Raw genomic sequence first — 21925 nt, forward strand, 5'->3', positions numbered from 1 at the left:
TGATGAAAACGTTATTATTTTCGTTGTTACTGTTAACCGCGCCGCTGGCGGCGGGAGAAAGCGTTTATCAACAACTCGGTGAAAAAGAGGGGATATCGGCAATAGTCGAAGAGATGCTCTACCGCGTGGGCGGCGATGAGCGGATTGTGCACCATTTTGATGGCGTCGATATTGTCCACGTCCACGAGCAAATCACCCTGCAAGTTTGTGACGTGGTTGGTGGCCCCTGTGAGTACAAAGGGGAAACAATGCAGGTTTCGCACGAAGGCATGGGCGTGACGCACGCGGACTTCAATGCATTGGTGGAACACCTGATTGCAGCGATGGAGAAACACGAGGTACCGGTTGCTGCACAAAATCAATTGTTAGCGGCTCTGGCACCCATGTACGAAGATATCGTGCAAGAATAAGCAACCAGTAAAAGCAAAAAAGCTGCTCTGGTGATTAGCCATGAGCAGCTTTTGTTTGCGGTTGGGGTTTATACGTTAAAACGGAAGTGAATCACATCACCGTCTTTAACGATATATTCCTTGCCTTCTAAACGCCACTTACCGGCATCTTTGGCACCCTGTTCGCCGTTGTGGGTAACAAAATCGTCATAACCAACAATCTCGGCACGGATAAAACCTTTTTCGAAGTCAGTATGGATGCGACCCGCTGCCTGCGGTGCCGTTGAACCCACTTTAACGGTCCAGGCTCTGACTTCCTTAGGTCCTGCGGTAAAATACGTTTGCAGGTTAAGTAGTTCATAACCAGCGCGGATTACGCGGTTTAAACCCGGTTCGTCCTGACCAATCTCAGATAAAAACTCTTCTTTATCGGCATCGTCGAGTTCCGCAATTTCAGATTCTATCGCTGCGCAAACCGCTACCACTACTGCGTTTTCCTTACTTGCGATATCGCGAACTTTATCCAGATACGGGTTGTTTTCAAAACCGTCTTCGTTAACGTTAGCGATATACATGGTCGGCTTTAACGTCAGCAGGTTATATGAACGGATGGTGGCCAGGTCGTCTTTGCTTAAATCGACCGAGCGTGCCATTTCGCCTTCATCAAGTGCCGGCTTTAATTTTTCCAGTACCGCGATTTCGGCTTTTGCCTGCGCATCGCCGCCTTTGGCTTTTTTACCTAAACGGTGGAGTGATTTCTCTACCGAATCCAAGTCCGCCAGTGCTAACTCGGTATTAATGGTATCGATATCATCAGCCGGGTTTACGCCACCGGCAACATGCACGATGTTATCGTCTTCGAAGCAGCGTACCACGTGGCCAATTGCATCGGTTTCGCGGATGTTAGCCAAAAACTGGTTGCCCAGCCCTTCACCCTGGGAGGCGCCTTTTACCAGACCAGCGATGTCGACAAACTCCATCGTTGTTGGCAGCACCCGCTGAGGGTTAACAATTTCGGCGAGCTTATCTAAGCGTGGATCGGGTACCGGTACCACCCCGGTGTTGGGCTCGATGGTACAAAACGGGAAGTTAGCGGCTTCGATGCCGGCTTTGGTTAGTGCGTTAAAAAGCGTTGATTTACCAACATTGGGTAAGCCAACAATACCACAGCGAAATCCCATGATGAGTTAACCTTTGTGTTGTGGACGGTAGCTGTGTAAGCGTTGTAGCGCTTCGGTCCAGCCCTGTTCCATTAATGTATCAATACTACGACTGGCTTCGTCAATGCAGTCGTCGATTAGTTGTTGCTCGGCGGCAGGGGCCTTACCCAATACAAAACCGGTTACCTTAGACTTGTGTCCCGGATGTCCGATACCAATACGCAAGCGCATAAAGTCCTGCGAGCCGATTTGCGCGATAATGTCTTTGATACCGTTATGCCCGCCGGCACCGCCACTTTTTTTATATTTAGCAACGCCGGGTGGCAGGTCAAGTTCATCGTACGCCACCAGAATTTCGTCGGCAGGGATCTTATAAAAGTTGGCAATATGTGCGACGGAAAAACCACTACGGTTCATGAAGTTCTGTGGCAACATAATACGCATGTCATCGGCGCCACGTTGATAGCGACCGATTAACGCTTTTGACTTGGTATCTGCAGATAAGGTAATGCCGTGTCGGCGACAAAAGTCTTCAACTAACCAAAAACCCGCATTGTGGCGGGTTTTTTCGTATTCGGGGCCTGGATTCCCCAGGCCCACAAGTAGCTTTATAGAGGTTCCCATGACAGGACGTGACTTACTCTTTGTCAGCGTCGTCTTTGCTGTTTTCAGCAGGAACTTCGTCTGGTGCTACGGTCTCTGACTCGTCTACTTCTTTCTCTACACGTGGTGCAGTGATAGAAACGACTGCCTGGTCGTGGTCTTCGCCTTTAGTAAGCTCAACCAGTTCAACACCGTTAGGAAGGTTCAGGTCGGTCAAGTGAATGGTGTCACCGATGCTCAAATCAGCAATGTCGACTTCCAGGTATTCTGGCAAGTCTTTCGGCAATACCAACACTTCTACGTCGTTTACGTGATGGACAATAACACCGCCTTCTTCTTTAACGCCTTTTGCAGTCGTTTCATTCAAGAAGTGCAATGGAATGTTGGTATGCAACTTGTGACCTTTCTCGACACGTTGGAAGTCAAGGTGAGTCAACTTAGGTTTGTAAGGGTGGCGTTGCATGTCTTTTAAGATGCACTGCTCTTTTTTACCGTCGATATCCAGCGTCAGGATGTGCGAGTAAAAACCTTCGTAGTCAGCCAGGTTGTTGACTTTGTTGTGATCCATTTCGATTGCTACCGGGTCACCTTTACCGCCGTAAATGATGCCTGGTACTTTGTCTGCGCGACGTAGGCGGCGGCTCGCACCTTTCCCCTGGTCCGCGCGGACACTTGCTTTAATTGTGTAGTCTACTGTAGCCATAATGATGGGCTCTCTTATCTAATAAGTGATTGTTTTGTCTACATTCGCGACCAAATGTAGACCCAAATAATCAGATACCGGCGTGCAGCCGGTATCTGAAGGCGCGCAATAGTACCACCGGGGCGCTACTATTGCAATATTCAGGCGGGTAGGATCAGCTAAATTAGTAATCAAACATAGCCGAAATAGATTCTTCGTTACTGACCCGGCGTAGTGCTTCAGAGAGCATACCTGATAACGTCAGCTGCGTGACTTTACCCGTCGCTTTCATCTCTTCACTTAGCGGAATACTGTCGGTAACGATAAATTCATCGATGCATGATTCGGTAATGTTCTTAACCGCAGAACCTGAGAACACCGGATGTGTTGCATAAGCAAATACGCGCTTAGCGCCATGTTGCTTAAGCGCTTCAGCCGCTTTACACAAGGTGCCGCCGGTGTCGATCATGTCGTCAACGATAATGCAGTCACGGCCTTTGACATCACCGATGATGTGCATGACCTGCGAGACGTTAGCCGACGGTCGACGCTTATCAATAATGGCCAGATCGGTATCATCCATTAACTTGGCGAAGGCACGTGCCCGCACTACACCACCGATGTCAGGTGATACCACGGCAGGGTGGTCAAAGTTTTGTTGGCGCATGTGTTCAAGCAATACCGGTGTGCCGAACACGTTATCGACAGGGACATCAAAAAAGCCCTGAATTTGTTCAGCATGCAAGTCGACCGTTAATACCCGGTCCACGCCCACACTGGATAAAAAGTCGGCGACGACTTTGGCGGTGATAGGCACACGGGCAGAACGCACGCGGCGATCCTGACGAGCATAACCGAAGTATGGCATAACGGCAGTGATACGCCCGGCGGAGGCACGGCGCAGGGCGTCAACCATGACGATAAGCTCCATTAAGTTATCGTTGGTTGGGGCACAGGTAGACTGCAATAAAAAAACGTCCGAGCCACGGACGTTTTCATTAATAGAGACACTGATTTCACCGTCGCTAAAGCGGCCGACGGAGGCTTCGCCCAGCTTAATATACAAGCGATCGGCGATTTTCTGGGCGAGTTCTGGCGTGGCGTTACCAGCAAAGAGTTTCATGTCAGGCACAACAAACCTCGACTAAGTTTGGGTTAATGTCCGGATAAGCGATGAACGGTTCTGGCCTTGCGCGACAAAACTGTGCAGTTCACTGAACTGCTGTTGTGCGCTCGCTGCAGCATCATATGTATCAAAGCGTGCAAATAAGCACGCGCCGCTGCCAGTGAGCCGAGTCGGGGCGTATTGTAGCAATCGGTCACGTAGTTTGGCAACTTCGGGATACCGATCACAGACCACGGGTTCGAATACGTTGGTGGTGTTGTCAAACTGCCATTCGTTTGCAGTGATAGGCGGACAGTCACGTTGTAATTGGGGATCGGCAAATAGTTCCGGCGTGGCAATGGCAACGTTTGGCTTAACCACAAGATACCAGGGGGTTGCGGGTTCGACATCACTAAATTGCTCGCCAATACCCTCGGCAAATGCTGCATGCCCGTGAATAAAAATCGGTACATCGGCGCCTAATTTTAAGCCCAGCTCAAGCAGCTGTTGTTGCGATAAAGGCGCTCCCCATAGCTTATTAAGCCCCACCAGCGTTGTCGCTGCGTCAGATGAGCCGCCGCCTAAGCCAGCGCCCTGCGGCAGGCGTTTATGCAGTACGATATCAGCGCCGCGCACAGGCAGTTGTGCCCGTTTAATGGCGCTTTGCAGTTGCTGTGCTGCCCGTAATACCAGGTTTTGTTGCGCGCTGATATGGCTGGTTGAATCGGTTAGCGTCAACTGGTCGTCTGTGCGTGGGGCAAATATCAGGGTATCGGCGTAATCAACAAACTGAAAAACCGTTTGTAAATTATGGTAGCCGTCGTCGCGTCGACCGACAATGTGCAAAAATAAGTTGAGTTTGGCTGGTGCCGGAAGCTCCAACTGGGTCATAGCGTGTCTGCATCCTGGGTAACGGGTTGAGCTGTTAATGACGGGGTTAGTTGCCACTCGTTCATTTGTATTTTAATCAACAGTTGCGCCGATTGCAGTTGAATTTGTTGTGGCAGTGGGTCAGCAGCGTCGCCATAAAACCACTGAATAGACCAGTGCTCAGCGTTAGCTCTCGTGACACTGGCCGCGGCCAGACGTCCGCCGCTGATAAACTGACGCTGGTTTAAGGTCGGCGTGACCTTGCCTAATACCCATTGACTCAGTTCATCGAGTGGCAAGCGTGCGCCGAGCACGCGTTGCAGGAGTTGTTCGGCATTATCGCCCTGATAGCGTTCGCCTTCTAATGTTAACTCGGCGTGCTCAGGGAGCATCGTTAAGGTCGCCAGTTGTCCTTTAAGCGGGTGTGAAAAGCGCAGCTGTTGCCGCGTATCGGGCTGTCGCTGCCAGCGCCAGTCAAGGTACAAACCATCGCGCTCATTAGTTTGGCGTTGAATAATCGCCAGTCGCGCCGATAGCTGCCATCGGAAAATTGAATCTAAACGTTGTTGATGTGCATCGACCAGGGTTTGGTCGGTGTTTTTTAATACCGGCTGTTGGTTCGGCGTGGAGATAGAACAACCAACCAGAACCAGCGTTAATAGTGCAACAGAGAGCCGTTTGAGGAGCATAACGGCTGGGTTAAACAGGCTGTCCATTCGATTAAATCCCTTCACCAACAACGCCTTTAGCCAGTAAAATTGACAACAGTTGAACAGAAAGCCGACGTACTTTCAATAATTAAGGCTTTCACGTACAATCTGCCCACTAACCCATTGACCACGTTGAGACAACGAGTTTCTGCAGCGGATGACCATTTCAGCCCTCGGTATAAATCACAAAACAGCACCGGTAGATCTGCGCGAACGCGTCGCCTTTTCGACCGAACAGCTGGATACAGCGCTTCAGGCAATTCGACAGCTTCAGGGCGTTGACGAGGCTGTTATTGTGTCAACCTGTAATCGCACCGAAATATATTGTCAGGGCAAGGTGTCAGGCGATTTACTGCTGGGCTGGCTAGCGGGTTTTCATGGCTTAGCGCCGGATGCCCTGCAACAACATCATTATGTCTACCAGGATCGGCAGGCCATAAGCCACTTAATGTCGGTTGCCAGCGGCCTGGATTCGCTGGTGCTGGGCGAGCCGCAAATTCTGGGACAGGTTAAACAGGCCTATCAGTTAGCTAAACGGCAAACCGCCGTCGGCGGCATTCTGGAGCGTTTGTTTCAACAGACTTTTCGAGTCGCAAAGACGGTGCGTAACGAAACTGAAGTTGGCCAAAACGCTGTATCAGTAGCCTACGCCGCGGTGAGTCTGGCGAAACATATATTTGCTAAACTTAACCAGTCCAGGGTATTGCTTATTGGCGCTGGTGATACCTCTGAGCTGGTTGCGCAACATCTGCAACAACAGGGAGTGGCCGACATTACCGTGGCCAACCGAACCTTGCAGCGGGCAGCAGAGCTGGCGCAAAAAATAGGTGGCAAAGCGCATAGCCTGGCTGAGTTAGGCGAGTTACTGCCACAAGCTGACATCGTCGTTAGTTCTACTGCCAGCACCTTGCCTATTGTCGGTAAAGGCAGCATCGAAAGCGCGCTAAAAAAGCGACGCCACCGGCCCATGCTGTTAATCGACCTGGCGGTGCCAAGAGACATTGAAGAACAGGTTAATGAATTAGACGACGCTTACCTTTATACAGTTGATGATTTGCAAAATATCATCAGCGAGAATATTAAAAACCGAGAGCAGGCGGCGCGACAGGCGCAGGTCATAATCCAGCAGCAAAGTGAAGAATTTGGTGACTGGTTAAAATCGTTAAATAGTGTTGGGCTAATCCGCGACTATCGCGGTCAAACACAGCAAATAGCTCAGCAGCAGTTACAAAAAGCGCAGCAGTTATTGGCGCAGGGTAAGCCAGCCGAAGATGTTTTACAGTTGCTGGCGCACCGGTTGACGCAACAATTAACGCATCAGCCAACCCAATTAATTAAGGCAGCGGGTGAACATAATGATCAAAATTCACTGGCGCTATTGCAACAGTTATTAACCCGTGAAAATGGCGGTGTTAACGAGAATAACAACGAGGAATAACGACAGTTCATGAATCCATCGATTGAACGAAAATTAGAAGGCCTGTTAGAACGTTATCAGGAAGTGCAGGCGTTATTGGGTGAAGCCGATATTATCGCTGATCAAAATCGATTTCGGGCGCTTTCTAAGGAATATTCGCAGTTAGAGGAAGTGGTCGACAATTTTGAACGTTTCCGACAAGCACAGGCGGACTTAGATGCAGCGCACGAAATGGCCAACGATGATGATGCCGATATGCGCGAAATGGCAGCTGACGAAATAAAAGCGGGTGAACACGCGGTTGAAGAGCTGGAGCAGCAGCTACAAGTCTTGCTGCTGCCAAAAGACCCCAATGATGACCGTGCTTGTTATTTGGAAATTCGTGCAGGTGCTGGTGGTGACGAAGCAGCCATATTTGCCGGTGATCTGTTCCGTATGTACAGCCGCTATGCCGAAGCAAACGGCTGGAAAGTCAGTGTAGTATCGGCCAGCGATGGCGAGCATGGCGGCTATAAAGAAGTTATCGCCCACATGAGCGGTGATGGCGTTTATGGCAAAATGAAATTTGAATCAGGTGGACACCGGGTACAACGTGTGCCGGAAACTGAGTCGCAGGGGCGGGTGCATACCTCGGCCTGCACCGTGGCGGTGTTGCCGGAAATTCCTGAAGCCGAGGCGATTGAGATCAATCCGGCGGATCTGCGCGTTGATACCTTCCGTGCGTCGGGTGCCGGCGGACAGCACGTTAACCGCACCGACTCTGCGATCCGGCTTACCCACTTACCAACGGGCGTAGTGGTCGAGTGTCAGGAAGAGCGTTCGCAGCATAAAAACCGTGCTAAAGCGATGTCGGTATTGCAATCACGCTTGCAACAGCGGGAAGACGAAAAACGCCAGCAGGAAGAGGCCAGCACGCGCCGCAACTTGGTCGGTAGTGGTGATCGTTCTGAGCGGATTCGTACCTATAACTATCCGCAAAGCCGGGTTACTGATCACCGTATTAATCTGACGCTGTATCGGTTAGACGAGGTGTTGGCGGGTAGTCTGTCACTTATTCTGGATCCGATTATTACTGAGCACCAGGCGGATCAACTGGCCGCATTGGCGCAGGAACAACAGTAACTCAATGCAACCAACAATTGCCGAAGCTCAGGCGTGGTGCCGACAGCAGCTAATTGATGCAGACAGCCCGGCCGTTGATAGCCGGGCGCTGTTATGTCACGTACTGCAACAGTCGGCCGCTTATTTAATGACCTGGCCGGAACAGCAATTGTCGGTTAGCCAGTGGCAGCAGTTACAACAGCTGACTGATAAACGTCGTCAGGGTCATCCGGTTGCGCACCTTACCGGACAACGGGAGTTTTGGTCGCTATCGTTAACTGTTAACAACAGTACGCTGATTCCGCGGCCTGATACCGAAACGTTAGTGGCCACAGCGCTGGAACTATCACTACCTTCACAGGCGCGGGTGCTGGATTTAGGCACCGGAACCGGTGCCATCGCACTGGCGCTTAAGTCAGAACGTCCTCAGTGGCAGATTAGTGCGCTGGATGCGTCGGCCGACGCGGTCGCATTGGCTCGGCATAACGCGCAGCGGTTGGCGCTGGATATCGAGGTGCAACAAAGTCACTGGTTTGCAGATATCGACGCCGCTGAATTTGATTTAATTGTTGCTAATCCGCCTTATATCGATGCCAATGATCCACACTTAAGCCAGGGCGACGTCAGGTTTGAACCGCGCTCAGCGCTGGTGGCAGCGCAGCAAGGATTAGCTGATATAGCGACGATTGCCGGCCAGGCTGGTAACTGGCTAACGCCCGCTGGGTGGTTGTTGTTTGAGCATGGCTGGCAACAAGCTGACTCGGTCGTTGAGCTACTGCGCCAAAACGGTTATAAACATGTTAACCGCTGGACAGATTATGGTAGTGTAGAACGAGTAACAGGCGGCCAGAAGGCAGGTTAAAGAGGGATTATTATGAGCAATCAGTTTATGTTTGCAGATGAACCGGGTCAGCAGGCTCCAAGTATTCCGACGGAAAATTGGAAGATTCTTATTGTTGATGATGAGCCTGAAGTGCATGCCGTAACAAAACTTGCCTTAAGTGACTTTAATTTTCTGGGCCGCGGACTGGAATTTCATAGTGCCTTTTCTGGTAAAGAAGCCTATGAGCTGATAGAGCAACACCCGGATGCCGCTATCCTGCTGCTGGATGTGGTGATGGAGACCGATGATGCGGGTTTAAAAGTAGCACGCTACATACGCGAACAGGCGCAGAATCACTATACCCGAATTATTTTACGAACCGGCCAGCCGGGTCAGGCGCCCGAACGCACGGTTATCGTTAATTACGACATTAATGATTATAAGTCTAAAACCGAATTAACGGCGCAAAAGCTATTCACTGCGGTGATGTCATCGTTGCGGTCGTACCGCGATATCATGTCGATTGATCAAAGCCGCCATGGGCTGGAAAAAATTATTGCTGCTTCATCTAACTTGTATGCGTTGCAACCGATGAATAGCTTTGTCGACGGCTTGGTGCAACAGTTGAGCTGGGTTATTGGCGGGGCACGCCAAACCTTGTATGCAACCGCCGATAGTCAGGGTAGAAGCTATCAGGTGGTAGCCGCTTATGGCGAGGATTCGGGGGTTGCCGTGGGGCAAACATTGCGCTCCGTATTGCCGGCCGAAGCGTTGTCAGAGCTTGACGATGTTATTGCTAACCACGGTAGCTACTACGGTGACGACTTTGTCTTGCTTTACTGTCGCAGTCATTGTCGCCCACATGGCTCGGTGTTGTTTATTGGTGGTATTTCGCGGCAGTTGACTGATGATGACCACCATGTGCTGCAACTATTCTCGGAAAACGTGCAGCTGGCGCAGGATAACGTTGTCTGTTTGGAAGATTCGGATCAGTTTCTTGCGCGTCTGGGGGACCAGTTAATGGAGCTGCGAAGCGCGGCATTCGAGCCCGAGTCTCTGCCGCCGGCTGCAGCGCTAGCGTATCGTGTGGCCCAGCTAGTTAGCCCGGCGAATGAAGCTAAAAATACCGCGTTAGCCTGGTTCCTTTACGAACCGGCGGGGCCGCTGTTGCAATGTGCGCCAGATTCCGTTGCTGCTAACGAAACCACCTGCCAACAAAGAGTGTCACGCTCGCTGCGTGCGCTGGCACATGGCCAGCATGTGGCAACTCAGGTTGCCCACCGGGCATTGATCGAACGGCTGGAACGTTGGGATGGCATGGGGTTACCTGAGGGTAAGCAGGGTGTAGCCATTGGTACCAGCACGCAGGTATTGTTAATTACCGAACAGTTACTGGAGTGGCAGGCACAACAGTTATCAGAAGACGATATCAAAGTTCGTCTGGAGGCAGAAAAAGGGCGTTATTATTCGCCGGAATTTCTTGATGCGGTCGTACCGCAGCTCAAACAACTAAGCTAAAAGGAGCACGCTGTGTACGTTGCATTTAAACATCTACACGTTTTATTTGTCGTTATCTCGGTCATATTTTTTATCACTCGCTTTGTCTGGAAGCAGCTAGAATCGGGCATGCTACAAAAAAAGTGGGTGAAAATAGTACCGCATATCAACGACACCTTATTATTGCTCAGTGCGATCGCTATGCTGGTTATCAGTCAGCGCGCGCCGATTGCAGACCCCTGGGTAACCGAAAAAGTACTGGGTGTTATTGGCTATATTGTGTTTGGTTTGGTGGCGCTAAAAGGTAGCAGCCGAGCTGTTAGCTGGTTTGGTTTTGTGGTTGCCTGTGTCTGGCTGGCTGCGCTATTTCATGTTGCCTTTGGCAAAATGCCGTTGGTGCTGGGCTAATTATTGTTCATGGTGACTATGCAGTATTCGTTTCTTCAACAATGTGACAAAGAAGTTGTTCCGACCATTGAATTGGTTTGGGAGATCAGCCGCCAGCTCGAGTTGGGCCGCGGCTGTGATTTGGCCGATTTTCGCCACCAACTGGATGAGTTCTCCGGGTTTGTTAATGCCGCCGACCGGCATCAGAAAATGGCTCAGTTAAATGATTTTTTCTATCGCCAGTTGGGTTACAGCGATGCCCCGGAAAGCTGGGTAAAGTCCCACCGGATTAGTGTTGACCAGGTGGCGGCTTTTCGAACCGGGGTGCCGTTGGTACTGGCAATGCTGCTGCGCGAATGCGCCGCACACGCAGGTATCGAACTGCAAGTCGTTGATTTTCCTGGTTATCCGATGCTCAAACTGACCGAAGATGACCGTACCGATTTTATCGACCCACAAAACGGTCAGTTCGTTCGCTATCAGGAAGTCATGGAGCGCTTTGAAGATGTCATGGAAGGCGATGCAGAATTCTGCTGGGAGTGGGCCGAACCAACGCCGCAGAAAGCCTTAATCGAAGCCTATTTGACTGAATTAAAACACTGTTTAATGGCTGAAGCCCGCTTCGAAAAAGCGCTGCGCTGTGTGCAGATGTTATTGACGTTGCAACCCGATGACCCTTACGAGATCCGGGACCGGGGCTATCTTTACGAAGAGTTAGGCTGCCAGCACGTGGCCGTCGACGACTACCAGTATTTTGTTGACCAATGTCCGGATGACCCTAGTGCCGAGATAATTAAGCTACAACTGGAAAGTTACTCAGGGCCTCAGGACGTATTTCACTAATGCCAGTGCAGGCAAAAATTATAATAAGGAGATAAGTAATGCTAGCTGCCGCGCCGGTCGCCGCTGAAACAACGGCATTAATCACCAACGATGGTGTTATAACGGGCTTATTGCTTGCGATTTTAGGGCTGGTCTTCTACACCCAATCGAGCCAGCACCCCGCGTTACAAAAATTCTATAAATTTGTTCCAGCGTTGTTGCTTTGTTACTTCCTGCCTTCCTTGCTTAATACCTTTAATATAGTTGACGGTAATGCCACGGCGGTAACCGATATTACCATGGACTATCTGTTGCCTGCCTGCATGGTATTGCTGACTCTGAGCCTGGATTTAAAAGCCGTGGTTGGGTTGGGCTCAAAAGCCTTGATACTGTTTTTAACCGGCACCCTGGGTATTGTAATTGGTGGGCCAATCGCTTTGTTGGCGGTGTCTGCTGTATTTCCAGAAATGCTCGGAGGGGCAGGCCCTGACGCCGTTTGGCGCGGCATGACCACTATCGCCGGTAGCTGGATTGGTGGCGGTGCAAACCAGGCCGCGATGAAGGAAGTTTACGAAGTCGGCGGAGAAATCTTCTCGGCCATGGTGACGGTCGATATTATTGTTGCGAACCTGTGGATGGCCGTGCTGTTGTATATGGCTGCTAATTCAAAGCAAATTGATGCGCGTACCGGAGCCGACACATCAGCAATTGATGCGATAAAAGAAAAGGTCGAAGCGTATCAGGCGCAACATGTTCGCAATCCGAGTTTACGTGACTTGATGTTGATTCTTGCTGTTGGTTTCGGCGTGGCCGGTTTAGCGCATTTATTGGCTGATGCAATTGCACCAGCGATTGGCACCCACTTACCTTATTTGCGCAAGTTTAGTCTTGATAGTCTATTTTTCTGGGTGATTGTATTAGCAACCGCAGGCGGTATCGCGTTGTCGTTTACCCGCGCTCGCACGCTTGAGGCCGCGGGTGCTTCTAAGATCGGCTCAGTCTTTGTTTACATCCTGGTGGCCAGTATTGGTTTGCATATGGACGTAACGGCCATAGTTGATGCGCCCAAATATTTTCTAATTGGCGCGATATGGATGCTTATTCATGCGGGACTGATGCTGTTTGTGGCTAAATTATTAAAAGCGCCGGTGTTTTATATGGCGGTAGGTAGCCAGGCTAACGTCGGCGGGGCTGCTTCAGCGCCTGTGGTGGCCTCGGCATTTCATCCATCGCTGGCGCCGGTCGGTGTGTTACTGGCAGTAATGGGCTACGCTTTGGGTACATATATGGCTTATCTGGCCGGCCAGATACTCCGCGTTGTCGGTAGTTAACAAGGAATGAAAACGCTATGATTGCTTCGCTTAAACTTAATACGATTGATATTGCTAACGATAAACCATTCGTGTTGTTCGGCGGCATGAATGTTCTGGAGTCTCGCGACCTGGCGTTGCGGATTACCGAGCACTATGTGACGGTTACCGAAAAGTTAGCTATTCCGTATGTGTTCAAAGCTTCATTTGATAAAGCCAATCGCTCGTCTGTTCATTCCTATCGCGGCCCGGGGATGGAAGAAGGGTTAAGAATATTTGAGGAAATTAAACAGCAGTTTAATGTCCCGTTAATTACCGATATTCACGAACCTCATCAGGCCAAACCTGTCGCCGAGGTGGTTGACGTTTTGCAGTTACCGGCCTTTCTGGCACGGCAAACGGATCTGGTTGTGGCATTAGCAGAAACCGGCAACCTCATTAACGTTAAAAAGCCGCAATTTCTGGCACCAGCTGAGATGCAGCACATCATTACTAAATTCCGCGAAGCCGGCAACGAGAATGTCATGTTGTGCGAGCGGGGATCCTGCTTTGGCTACAACAACCTGGTGGTTGATATGTTAGGCATGGACGAAATGAAGCAACAAGCTCCGGTCATATTTGACGCCACTCACGCATTGCAGCGGCCCGGCGGCCGTTCGGATTCTGCCGACGGGCGCCGGGCGCAGGCCGCACAGTTGGCACGCTCCGGTATGGCGCTGGGTATTGCGGGCTTGTTTATTGAAGCACACCCTGATCCTAATAATGCAAAATGTGATGGGCCTTGCGCGTTACCGTTACAGGCACTGCAACCGTACCTTGAACAAATGAAGGCGGTTGATGATTTGGTCAAACAATTTGCACCGCTGGACACCTCAGCGTAAAACCTTAACGGCACATAAAAAGTAACTACCATGATGCAACAGGCGGCAGTCGTTCAGGATAATCGTCTAAAACCGCAACAGGCGGCGAAACTTTTATCCAAAGCTATCGGAGCGCTTATTGCGCTTCTGTCGGTGGCTTTGTTAGCGCCTTTTGTATTGGCAGCAGTCAATAGTGAAAAGGACCAGTGGACTTATCTGACACTGGCTGTAATTGGCATAATAACGGGGCTGGTGCTGTTTTCGCAAAAAACCGGCGAGGCAAAATTACGTGCGCGGCAGGTATTTTTGCTGACCACCTTATGCTGGGTTTGTGCAAGCCTGTTTGCCACCCTTCCGTTTGTTTTTGCGCAACCGTATTTGGGATTCACCGACGCCTGGTTTGAAGCCATGTCCGCCATTACCACTACGGGTGCAACTGTTATCGTTGGCTTGGATGAGTTGCCAAAATCAGTGTTGTTGTGGCGTGGCATGCTGCAATGGCTTGGTGGTATCGGTATTATCGTTATGGCGATGGCTATTTTACCGTTTTTGCAAGTGGGTGGCATGCGCTTATTCCAGGCCGAATCATCGGATATGTCGGGTAAATTTTTACCGCGATCCAGTCTGATGGTCATGGCCATCGGCAAAGTCTATCTGTTACTGACGGCGCTGGTAATATTGCTTTATGCGTTAGGCGGAATGCAGACCTTCGATGCCTTTGTACATGGTATGACAACTATCGGCACGGCCGGATTTTCCAACTATGATGCTTCGTTTGGACACTTTGCCGATAGTCCTTTTTTAATTGTGGTCGGTACTATTTTTATGGTCGCCGGTGCATTGCCTTTTGTGCTCTATATCCGCGCTATGAAAAAGGACATCGAGCCAATTATGAAAGACACCCAGGTACGTGCCTTTCTGATTTTTTTATTACTCACTATCGTTATCATAGCCCTGATCCAAGTGGGCAAAGGGCGTGAGTGGGGCGATGCCTTTTTGCATACCGCATTTAACGTCGTATCGGTTGTTACCACTACCGGGTATGCTACCGAGGACTACGGCCAGTGGGGCAACTGGTCGATAATGATTTTCTTTTACCTGATGTTTGTCGGTGGCTGTACCGGCTCGACTGCCGGCGGCATGAAGATTTTTCGTTTCCAGTTATCGCAGTTGTTATTGCGGCGACAATTTAGTCAGTTGATCCACCCTAACTTGGTGCAAGTACAAACTTATCAGGATCGACGGGTTAATGATTCGTTACTTGGCTCTATGGTAGCGTTTTGTTTTACCTACTTTTTGCTGGTTGCTGCCATCGCGTTAGGACTGTCGCTTTTTAATCTCGACTTTATGACATCAATTTCGGGTGCAGCCTCTGCGGTGAGTAACGTGGGCCCTGCGCTTGGCGATATCATCGGCCCTAGTGGAAATTTTTCCAGTCTACCTGACGGGGCTAAGTTTCTGCTGATATTTGCCATGTTAGCCGGGCGCTTAGAAATCATGACGGTATTGATTTTGTTCCATCGTCATTACTGGCGTCATTAATCGGCCACCCGCCTTAACGGCACGCGAAGGAGTAGTGGAATGGACGGATGGTTAGCGGCGCTTACCGTAAGTGCGCTTAGTGGGGGTATGACTGCTGTCGGGGCAGCGCCAGTACTGATTGGCTGGCGTCCGAGTGAACGCAATACCAATGCGTTACTCGGTTTTGCGGCAGGCGTGATGCTGGCAGCGTCATTTTTCTCGTTGATTGTGCCGGCATTAGAGATTGCTGAGCAACAATTCGGCGAAGGATTGATCCCGCCGACGATTGCTGTTTTCGGTATCATCATTGGTGCACTACTTATCGCATTGATTGACCGTATGGTTCCGCATGAGCACTTTGTAAAAGGAGCAGAGGGACCGTCGGGTATTCGGCTTAACCGGTTGTGGCTGTTCATTATTGCCATCACTATCCATAACATTCCTGAAGGCTTATCGGTCGGCATTACTGCCGCCGGCGGCGATTACGACGCCACCGTTGCTATCGCTTCCGGTATCGGTTTACAAAACGTCCCGGAAGGGCTGGCGGTGGCACTTGCGTTACTGGCGATCGGCTACAGCCGTTTGCACGCCTTTGTTGTAGCAGGTTTAACCGGTGCAGTAGAGCCCTTAGGCGGATTATTGGGCGGCTGGTTTGTCGGTATCGCTGATTGGTTTTTACCCTGGGGATTGCTGGTTTCCGCCGGAGCGATGATCTTTGTCATCAGTCATGAAATTATTCCCGAGACCCATCGTGAAGGTCATCATTCCCGTGCCAGCATTGGCCTAATGTTGGGCCTTGTGCTGATGTTATTCCTGGATGTGTGGCTGGGGTAGCAAGCTACCACTAAATAGTTTCAGCGAACACTTGATCGCTGAAACGAAGTGAATTAAATTAAACGCATGTTTAAAATATGCGTTTATAATTATGTCTGAATCGGCAGTACGCCCTAAAAAATCAAAAGTTTCTACGCAAAAAAAGATACTGGATGCAGCTGAAACCCTGTTTGCACGAGAAGGCTTCGAGCAAACGTCGTTGCGTCAAATTACCCAGGAGGCGGATGTTAACCTTGCCTCTGTCAATTATCACTTTGGCTCAAAAAAAGCACTGATTCAAGCCGTTGTGGCGCGTTACATGAATGTTTTTATGCCCGCGCTGGAGACCGAGCTAAAACGGCTTGATGACAAACCCGAAATCGACAGTCTGGCAGTATTCGCCAGCTTCAAGGCTCCCCTAATCAGTTTAGATCAGGTGCATAAGCGTGGTACTGAACACTTTTTAAGGCTATTGGGGTTTGCCTATTCAGAAACCCAGGGACATTTGCGACGTTACACGCAAACGGCCTTTGGCGACGTGTTGCAACACCTGCTAGCCCTGTTACATCGGGCTAATCCGAAACTAACTGAACAAGATATGTTCTGGCGCTTACATTTTGTCCTTGGTGCCACGGTCTTTGCCCAGGTATCCGGGCAGGCGTTGATTGAAATCGCGCAAGCAGAGTTTGACGAGCGTGCGGATATTCAAACTGTGATAGAGCACCTGATTACGTTTATTGCCGGTGGTTTAGATAGTCAGTTAGACGGTTAAGCAAAGCCTTACTGTTTAAACTACACTTTATTGATGAATGGTTAGCTGGAGAAAACCATGGAAATTATCATTTTACTGATTGTGTTATTAGTGATTGTGCTGGCGGTGGCTGAAATACGCCGCAGCCTTATCACCAAGCCGGTGTTTGCGTTGTTCAAGCGTATTTTACCGCCGTTGTCTGATACTGAACGCGAAGCCATGGAAGCCGGCGATGTCTGGTGGGATGGTGAGTTGTTTAGCGGACGGCCGGACTGGCAAAAACTATTAGATATGCCGGAGCCTAAGCTGACGGAAGATGAGCAGGCGTTCGTCGATAATCAGCTGGCGACACTGTTGGCGATGCTGGATGATTTTAAGATTGTGCAACAGGACCGTGATTTACCTAAGCAGGTATGGGACTATCTGCGTAAAGAACGCTTCTTTGCGATGATTATTGGCAAAGAATTCGGCGGACTTGATTTTTCTCCAGCGGCGAACTCCTATATTGTTTCGCGCATTGCGACCCGGTCTATTAGTGCAGCTGTTACGGTAATGGTGCCTAATTCGCTGGGTCCGGGCGAGTTGCTAACCCATTATGGTACTAAACAGCAGCAGGATTACTGGTTGCCACGACTGGCAGACGGAACAGATATCCCGTGTTTTGCGTTGACCGGGCCGGAAGCGGGCTCGGACGCTGGGGCTATTCCCGACGAGGGCGTCATCTGCAAGGGCACGCTGGATGGTGAAGAAGTTGTCGGTATTCGCCTAAACTGGTCGAAGCGTTACATCACTCTGGCGCCGGCAGCGACGGTATTGGGTCTGGCTTTTAAACTCTACGACCCTGAAGGGTTGTTAGGCGATAAGAAAGAAATCGGTATTACCTGTGCGTTAATACCGACTGATCACGATGGTGTCGAAATTGGTGATCGTCACTTCCCGCTCAACCAGTCTTTTTTAAACGGTACCACCTACGGTAATGACGTTTTCATTCCACTGGACTGGATTATTGGCGGTACAGATTACGCCGGTAAAGGCTGGCGCATGTTGGTTGAGTGTTTGTCAGCGGGCCGCGGTATTTCGTTACCGGCACTGGCGGCGGCGTCAGGCCATGTGACCCAACGTATGACCGGCGCCTATGCCTATGTTCGTCAGCAATTCGGTTTACCGATTGGTGTGTTTGAGGGCGTGCAGGAAGCCATGGGTAAAATTGGCGGCACCAACTATACGCTGGAATCGATGCGCCGCTTAACAATTAATGCGCTGTGCCAGGGCAAAAGCCCATCGGTCGTTACGGCGATGACCAAATACCACATGACCGAGATGGGTCGTGAGGTGATGGAGCACGCGATGGATATTCACGCGGGTAAGGGGATTCAGTTAGGTCCGCACAATTACCTGGGTCATAGTTACATGGCGACGCCGGTCTCGATTACGGTCGAGGGTGCTAACATTTTAACCCGTAATTTGATGATCTTCGGTCAGGGCGCGACCCGCTGTCATCCGTATGTATTAGAAGAAATGAAAGCGGCTGCTAATCCGGATGAAGAGCAGGGTATGCGTGACTTTGACCGACTGCTTGTTAAGCACATTAAATTTGCGGTCAGTAATGTATTCGGTAGTCTGTGGATGGGCTTGAGCGGCTCACGCTTTAACGAAACACCGGTGAGCGGTGAGACGGCGCGTTACTATCAACATTTAACACGCATGAGCCGCGGTCTGGCAATGGCATCCGACATTTCGATGTTGATGCTGGGCGGTGACCTGAAACGCAAAGAGATGATTTCTGCCCGCCTGGGTGATGTATTAAGTCACCTGTACATGGCGTCAGCGGTACTTAAACGCTTCGAAGAAGAGGGTCGTCAGGCAGCTGATTTGCCTTACGTGCATTATGCCGTGCAACATCACTTGCATAAAATTGGTCAGGCATTTGATGGCTTTTTCCGTAACTTCCCGAACCGTCCGGTTGCCTGGGCTATGCGCGTATTAGTGTTCCCGTTAGGTAATCACTTTAGCCAGCCGGCAGATGAACTGTTGCAGGACATTAGCTCGGACATGATGAAGCCGGGTGTTACCCGCGACCGCCACACTTTCCTGTGCTACTGGAAAGAAGAAGAGAGCGATCCGACCGGGCACATGGAAATGGCATTTCTATCCATGCTTAAACTCAAGGACGTCTACAAAACGCTGCGTAAGGCACAAAAGCGTGGCGAATTGTCTGCCAATCTGAATGGCCAGGAACTGGCTGATGCTGCGCTAGAAAAAGGGTTGGTTGATAAAGATACAGCCGAGGAGTTGGCACGTACCGAACGATTGCGCCTGACGGCTATAGGTGTTGATAGTTTTGCGCCCGGTATTATCGAGCACAACCAGTTTTACACCACTAAAGGCGAGTTAAGAAAAGCCGCAGTCCGCGATTAACACGGCCCACGGTTGCTTCGCAACTAATAGCGCGCCCTTTGCAGGTTATTGCAAAGAGGCGCGCTTTTGTTTGAGGTTATAAAATATCGGCGTTTGCGGAATAAAGTTTGCGGTTGCGGCTGATTCAGCAACCACGTTGGCACTCGTGGTTGGGCATTGGCCATTTTCAAGGTAGCTCAACGCAGCGCCGGTTAGGGGATCGTCGCTACTACCCCAGTCGGCAACGATACGATCGGTAACCCGACAGGTAGGCGCAATACCATCAAAGTAGCGGCCTTCACCTGCCGAGTTCACGGTTTCGAAATTGATAGCGAAAGTCACCTTATCGCAGAGTTGCTCCGGCACCTGACCAACGGGTTTACCGCAGGTACGGTTGCCAATCACGGTGACGTCGACATGAGGTTTTAGCGAGTTAATAATCAGTTCCGACGATGAACAACTAGCACCTGTAGTCAGCACAATGACACTGTCCAGATCCAGCTGTTCGACGCCATCGACAAGGCCAAAGGGAACGGCTTCATTCTGGTTACTGTTTTGTTCATTAAAGCGGTATTCGACAAAGGTTCTGCCCTGCACATTAGTTCCCGCTGTTTGCGTAGCCGCCTGATTAGCGTAGCGAATTAAACCGCCGCCGTTGTAACGAACGTCGATAACCAATTCTTCGACATTGGCACTGGCAAATTGGTCAAAGGCTTCATTTAAGTCAGCACCGGTACGATTAATAAAACTATCCAGCGTAAAATAGCCGATCGCGCGCTGATCCAGCGACCAGACCTGAGCGCCCATCACCGTATTAGTTTCAACCGTATCTTTACTGATTGACGCAGTCATCTCCTCGCCCGATGGCTTGCGCCAGGTAATTTCTCGCGTAACACCAACTTCGGGTTCACCCAGTGCGTCGTTATAACTGCCGTTGCTTAACAATTCGCTGGTGGGCACTCCATCAATGGCGATTATCGAATCGGCGCGGCGCATACCGGCCTCCCAGGCCGGTGAATCTCTATAAACTAAACGTAGTTTAATTTCTGATGCACTAACCTGTTGCTGAGAAAAACCAAAGCCGGCATATTCAGCTGTCACAAACAGCGATTCGTATTCTTCTTCGGTTAAGATATAACTGTAACTATCCTCAGGAACCCTGAGTTCCTCTAATAATTCATAGACATCATCGAAGGCTTCCGGGTCTACCTGCTCCGGTAGCTGACTCGCCCAAAAGTAGTCATCTTTCATGTAGTCGAAAAAGCGTTGGTTCTGGTCAGCAACGGAACAGGTGGCATAATCTGAATTATCGCTGCCTCCCGTGTTAGGGCTATTACCGCCGGAAGAACCGCCACAGGCGCTTAAACTCATCGCTATGGCAACGCTAATTATGGACTTGTTAATGGTCATACTTCACCCGGTTGTTAATTTGTTGTGAACAGGTATTAGAGTAAAGCATCAGAAAAAACTTCAACAGTTCTTTGTAGCAATTTACACTCTCTGGCAAACTAGCCGCAGATGTATTTTTAAAGGAACCACTATGGCGCAGGTCATGATCGACATTGCCGGCATAGAGCTAACTACACAGGACCGTGAATTACTGGCTCATCCGGACGTTAATGGGTTAATTCTATTCACCCGCAATTATGTTTCTATCTCACAACTTGAAGCTCTCTGTGCAGATGCCCGTGAGGCAGCCGGCAAGCCGTTAATGATTGCGGTTGATCACGAAGGCGGGCGAGTACAACGGTTTCGTCAGGGGTTTAGTACAATCCCGGCTATGGGCCGTATAACGCAAGTGTATACAGACGCTGATGAGCGAGCCTTGGCAGCGCGTGAGTTGGGCTGGCTGATGGCCGCAGAAGTGCAGGCAGTAGGCATTGATATTAGCTTTGCACCGGTATTAGATATTAATGATGTCAGCGAAGTGATTGGTGATCGGGCATTTGCCGACAATGCCGCCGGGGTAACCTCCATCGCCGCTGAGTTTATCGCCGGCATGCACGAAGCTGGTATGGCCGCCACCGGCAAACATTTCCCGGGTCACGGCTCCGTAGTTGCCGACTCTCACATTGCGATACCGGTTGATGACCGTGATAAGCAGACGATTTTTGACGTCGACATTCCGCCATTTCGTGAATTATCAAAGAAGTTACAAGGTATTATGCCTGCGCACGTGGTTTACCCTGCGGTCGATGAAATGCCGGCCGGATTTTCGAACTATTGGCTACAAACCGTATTACGGGAGCAGTTAGGATTTGATGGAATGATCTTCAGCGATGATCTTTCCATGCACGGAGCAACAGTAGTCGGCGATATGAAAGCGCGTAGCGATGCAGCGTTTAACGCAGGCTGTGACATGGTTCTGGTCTGCAACGACCGTGCCGGTGCGAATGCACTGTTAGCGCAATCCTTACCTGATACATCCGGCGAGAGCCGGCAACGCTTTGAGCGGATGTTAATGAGTAAGCCAGTATTAACGCTACAGGAATTGCAAAAGACTGAACGCTGGCAGCAAGCACAGCGATTTCTGGACTAGGCAAGAGCAAAGCAATGGGGCAACTCCAGACAGCGCGCGGGCTGGCTTGGAACGAAGGTTAATTCGAATTGCTTTTGTCAGGTCACGAGGGGGAGTGTGCCAGGAACCGCTCCAAGCACGTCCGTGTGGCTTGTTTCCGGGCATCCATGCCCTCCAACATTCCTGTCA

At 50.4% G+C, this 21925-nt stretch carries 21 protein-coding genes; 14 read left to right on the top strand and 7 right to left on the bottom strand.

The annotated features are described in order from the left end of the window. Nucleotides 1-2 precede the first annotated feature (2 nt). Nucleotides 3-410, top strand: coding sequence for a group I truncated hemoglobin (locus DEU29_RS04985; protein WP_133539148.1), 408 nt, complete (start codon nt 3-5; stop codon nt 408-410). A 68-nt stretch (nt 411-478) separates the two neighbouring features. Here DEU29_RS04985 and ychF read toward each other — a convergent pair whose 3' ends face one another. From ychF to lolB, 6 genes are all read right to left on the bottom strand, one after another. Beyond that, nucleotides 479-1570, bottom strand: a complete 1092-nt coding sequence (gene ychF, locus DEU29_RS04990; RefSeq protein ID WP_133539149.1) for a redox-regulated ATPase YchF — start codon at nt 1568-1570, stop codon at nt 479-481. A 6-nt stretch (nt 1571-1576) separates the two neighbouring features. Continuing rightward, nucleotides 1577-2173, bottom strand: a complete 597-nt coding sequence (pth, locus tag DEU29_RS04995) for an aminoacyl-tRNA hydrolase (RefSeq protein WP_133539150.1) — start codon at nt 2171-2173, stop codon at nt 1577-1579. Between the two features lie 13 nt (nt 2174-2186). Then, the gene (locus DEU29_RS05000) at nt 2187-2855 is read right to left on the bottom strand and encodes a 50S ribosomal protein L25/general stress protein Ctc (RefSeq protein WP_133539151.1); all 669 of its coding nucleotides are present in this window, start codon (nt 2853-2855) and stop codon (nt 2187-2189) included. A 163-nt stretch (nt 2856-3018) separates the two neighbouring features. Next, on the bottom strand, nt 3019-3966 hold the full coding sequence (locus DEU29_RS05005; protein WP_133539152.1) for a ribose-phosphate pyrophosphokinase: 948 nt from the start codon (nt 3964-3966) through the stop codon (nt 3019-3021). A gap of 12 nt (nt 3967-3978) precedes the next feature. Next, complete coding sequence (ispE, locus tag DEU29_RS05010) at nt 3979-4830, bottom strand: 4-(cytidine 5'-diphospho)-2-C-methyl-D-erythritol kinase (protein ID WP_133539153.1); 852 nt, start codon at nt 4828-4830, stop codon at nt 3979-3981. After that, nucleotides 4827-5525: a lipoprotein insertase outer membrane protein LolB gene (gene lolB / locus DEU29_RS05015; RefSeq protein WP_133539154.1), complete on the bottom strand. Its 699-nt coding sequence runs from the start codon at nt 5523-5525 to the stop codon at nt 4827-4829. Before lolB ends, ispE begins: the two co-directional genes overlap by 4 nt. Before the next feature lie 151 nt (nt 5526-5676). Between lolB and hemA the strand changes: the two genes are divergently transcribed. From hemA to DEU29_RS05075, 12 genes are all read left to right on the top strand, one after another. Continuing rightward, the gene (gene hemA / locus DEU29_RS05020) at nt 5677-6957 is read left to right on the top strand and encodes a glutamyl-tRNA reductase (RefSeq protein WP_133539155.1); all 1281 of its coding nucleotides are present in this window, start codon (nt 5677-5679) and stop codon (nt 6955-6957) included. A gap of 9 nt (nt 6958-6966) precedes the next feature. Next, nucleotides 6967-8058 carry a peptide chain release factor 1 gene (prfA, locus tag DEU29_RS05025; protein WP_133539156.1) on the top strand — a complete coding sequence of 364 codons (1092 nt, stop codon included), beginning with the start codon at nt 6967-6969 and terminating at the stop codon, nt 8056-8058. A gap of 4 nt (nt 8059-8062) precedes the next feature. Next, on the top strand, nt 8063-8899 hold the full coding sequence (gene prmC, locus DEU29_RS05030) for a peptide chain release factor N(5)-glutamine methyltransferase (protein WP_133539157.1): 837 nt from the start codon (nt 8063-8065) through the stop codon (nt 8897-8899). A 12-nt stretch (nt 8900-8911) separates the two neighbouring features. Further along, nucleotides 8912-10378 (top strand): DUF3369 domain-containing protein, encoded by a 1467-nt coding sequence (locus DEU29_RS05035; protein ID WP_133539158.1) that lies wholly within the window; start codon nt 8912-8914, stop codon nt 10376-10378. Between the two features lie 12 nt (nt 10379-10390). After that, a complete protein-coding gene (locus DEU29_RS05040) occupies nt 10391-10765 on the top strand; it encodes a SirB2 family protein (protein WP_133539159.1) in 375 nt (124 codons plus the stop codon). An 18-nt stretch (nt 10766-10783) separates the two neighbouring features. Further along, on the top strand, nt 10784-11587 hold the full coding sequence (locus DEU29_RS05045) for a SirB1 family protein (RefSeq protein WP_166635880.1): 804 nt from the start codon (nt 10784-10786) through the stop codon (nt 11585-11587). 38 nt (nt 11588-11625) lie between these two features. Beyond that, nucleotides 11626-12897: a DUF819 domain-containing protein gene (locus DEU29_RS05050; RefSeq protein ID WP_133539161.1), complete on the top strand. Its 1272-nt coding sequence runs from the start codon at nt 11626-11628 to the stop codon at nt 12895-12897. Nucleotides 12898-12914: 17 nt separating this feature from the next. Continuing rightward, complete coding sequence (gene kdsA, locus DEU29_RS05055) at nt 12915-13757, top strand: 3-deoxy-8-phosphooctulonate synthase (RefSeq protein WP_133539162.1); 843 nt, start codon at nt 12915-12917, stop codon at nt 13755-13757. Nucleotides 13758-13787: 30 nt separating this feature from the next. Next, a complete protein-coding gene (locus tag DEU29_RS05060; protein WP_243734484.1) occupies nt 13788-15278 on the top strand; it encodes a TrkH family potassium uptake protein in 1491 nt (496 codons plus the stop codon). 39 nt (nt 15279-15317) lie between these two features. After that, nucleotides 15318-16091 carry a ZIP family metal transporter gene (locus DEU29_RS05065; protein WP_133539163.1) on the top strand — a complete coding sequence of 258 codons (774 nt, stop codon included), beginning with the start codon at nt 15318-15320 and terminating at the stop codon, nt 16089-16091. A gap of 91 nt (nt 16092-16182) precedes the next feature. After that, a complete protein-coding gene (locus tag DEU29_RS05070; protein ID WP_133539164.1) occupies nt 16183-16842 on the top strand; it encodes a TetR/AcrR family transcriptional regulator in 660 nt (219 codons plus the stop codon). Nucleotides 16843-16899: 57 nt separating this feature from the next. Next, nucleotides 16900-19239: an acyl-CoA dehydrogenase gene (locus DEU29_RS05075; RefSeq protein ID WP_133539165.1), complete on the top strand. Its 2340-nt coding sequence runs from the start codon at nt 16900-16902 to the stop codon at nt 19237-19239. Nucleotides 19240-19284: 45 nt separating this feature from the next. On the opposite strand, the gene DEU29_RS05080 is transcribed toward DEU29_RS05075, so the two are convergent. Beyond that, nucleotides 19285-20628 carry a S41 family peptidase gene (locus DEU29_RS05080; protein WP_133539166.1) on the bottom strand — a complete coding sequence of 448 codons (1344 nt, stop codon included), beginning with the start codon at nt 20626-20628 and terminating at the stop codon, nt 19285-19287. A 130-nt stretch (nt 20629-20758) separates the two neighbouring features. Between DEU29_RS05080 and nagZ the strand changes: the two genes are divergently transcribed. Further along, a complete protein-coding gene (nagZ, locus tag DEU29_RS05085) occupies nt 20759-21757 on the top strand; it encodes a beta-N-acetylhexosaminidase (RefSeq protein ID WP_133539167.1) in 999 nt (332 codons plus the stop codon). Nucleotides 21758-21925 lie beyond the last annotated feature (168 nt).

It is taken from the genome of Idiomarina aquatica (assembly GCF_004362895.1).
Classification (GTDB): Bacteria; Pseudomonadota; Gammaproteobacteria; order Enterobacterales; family Alteromonadaceae; genus Idiomarina.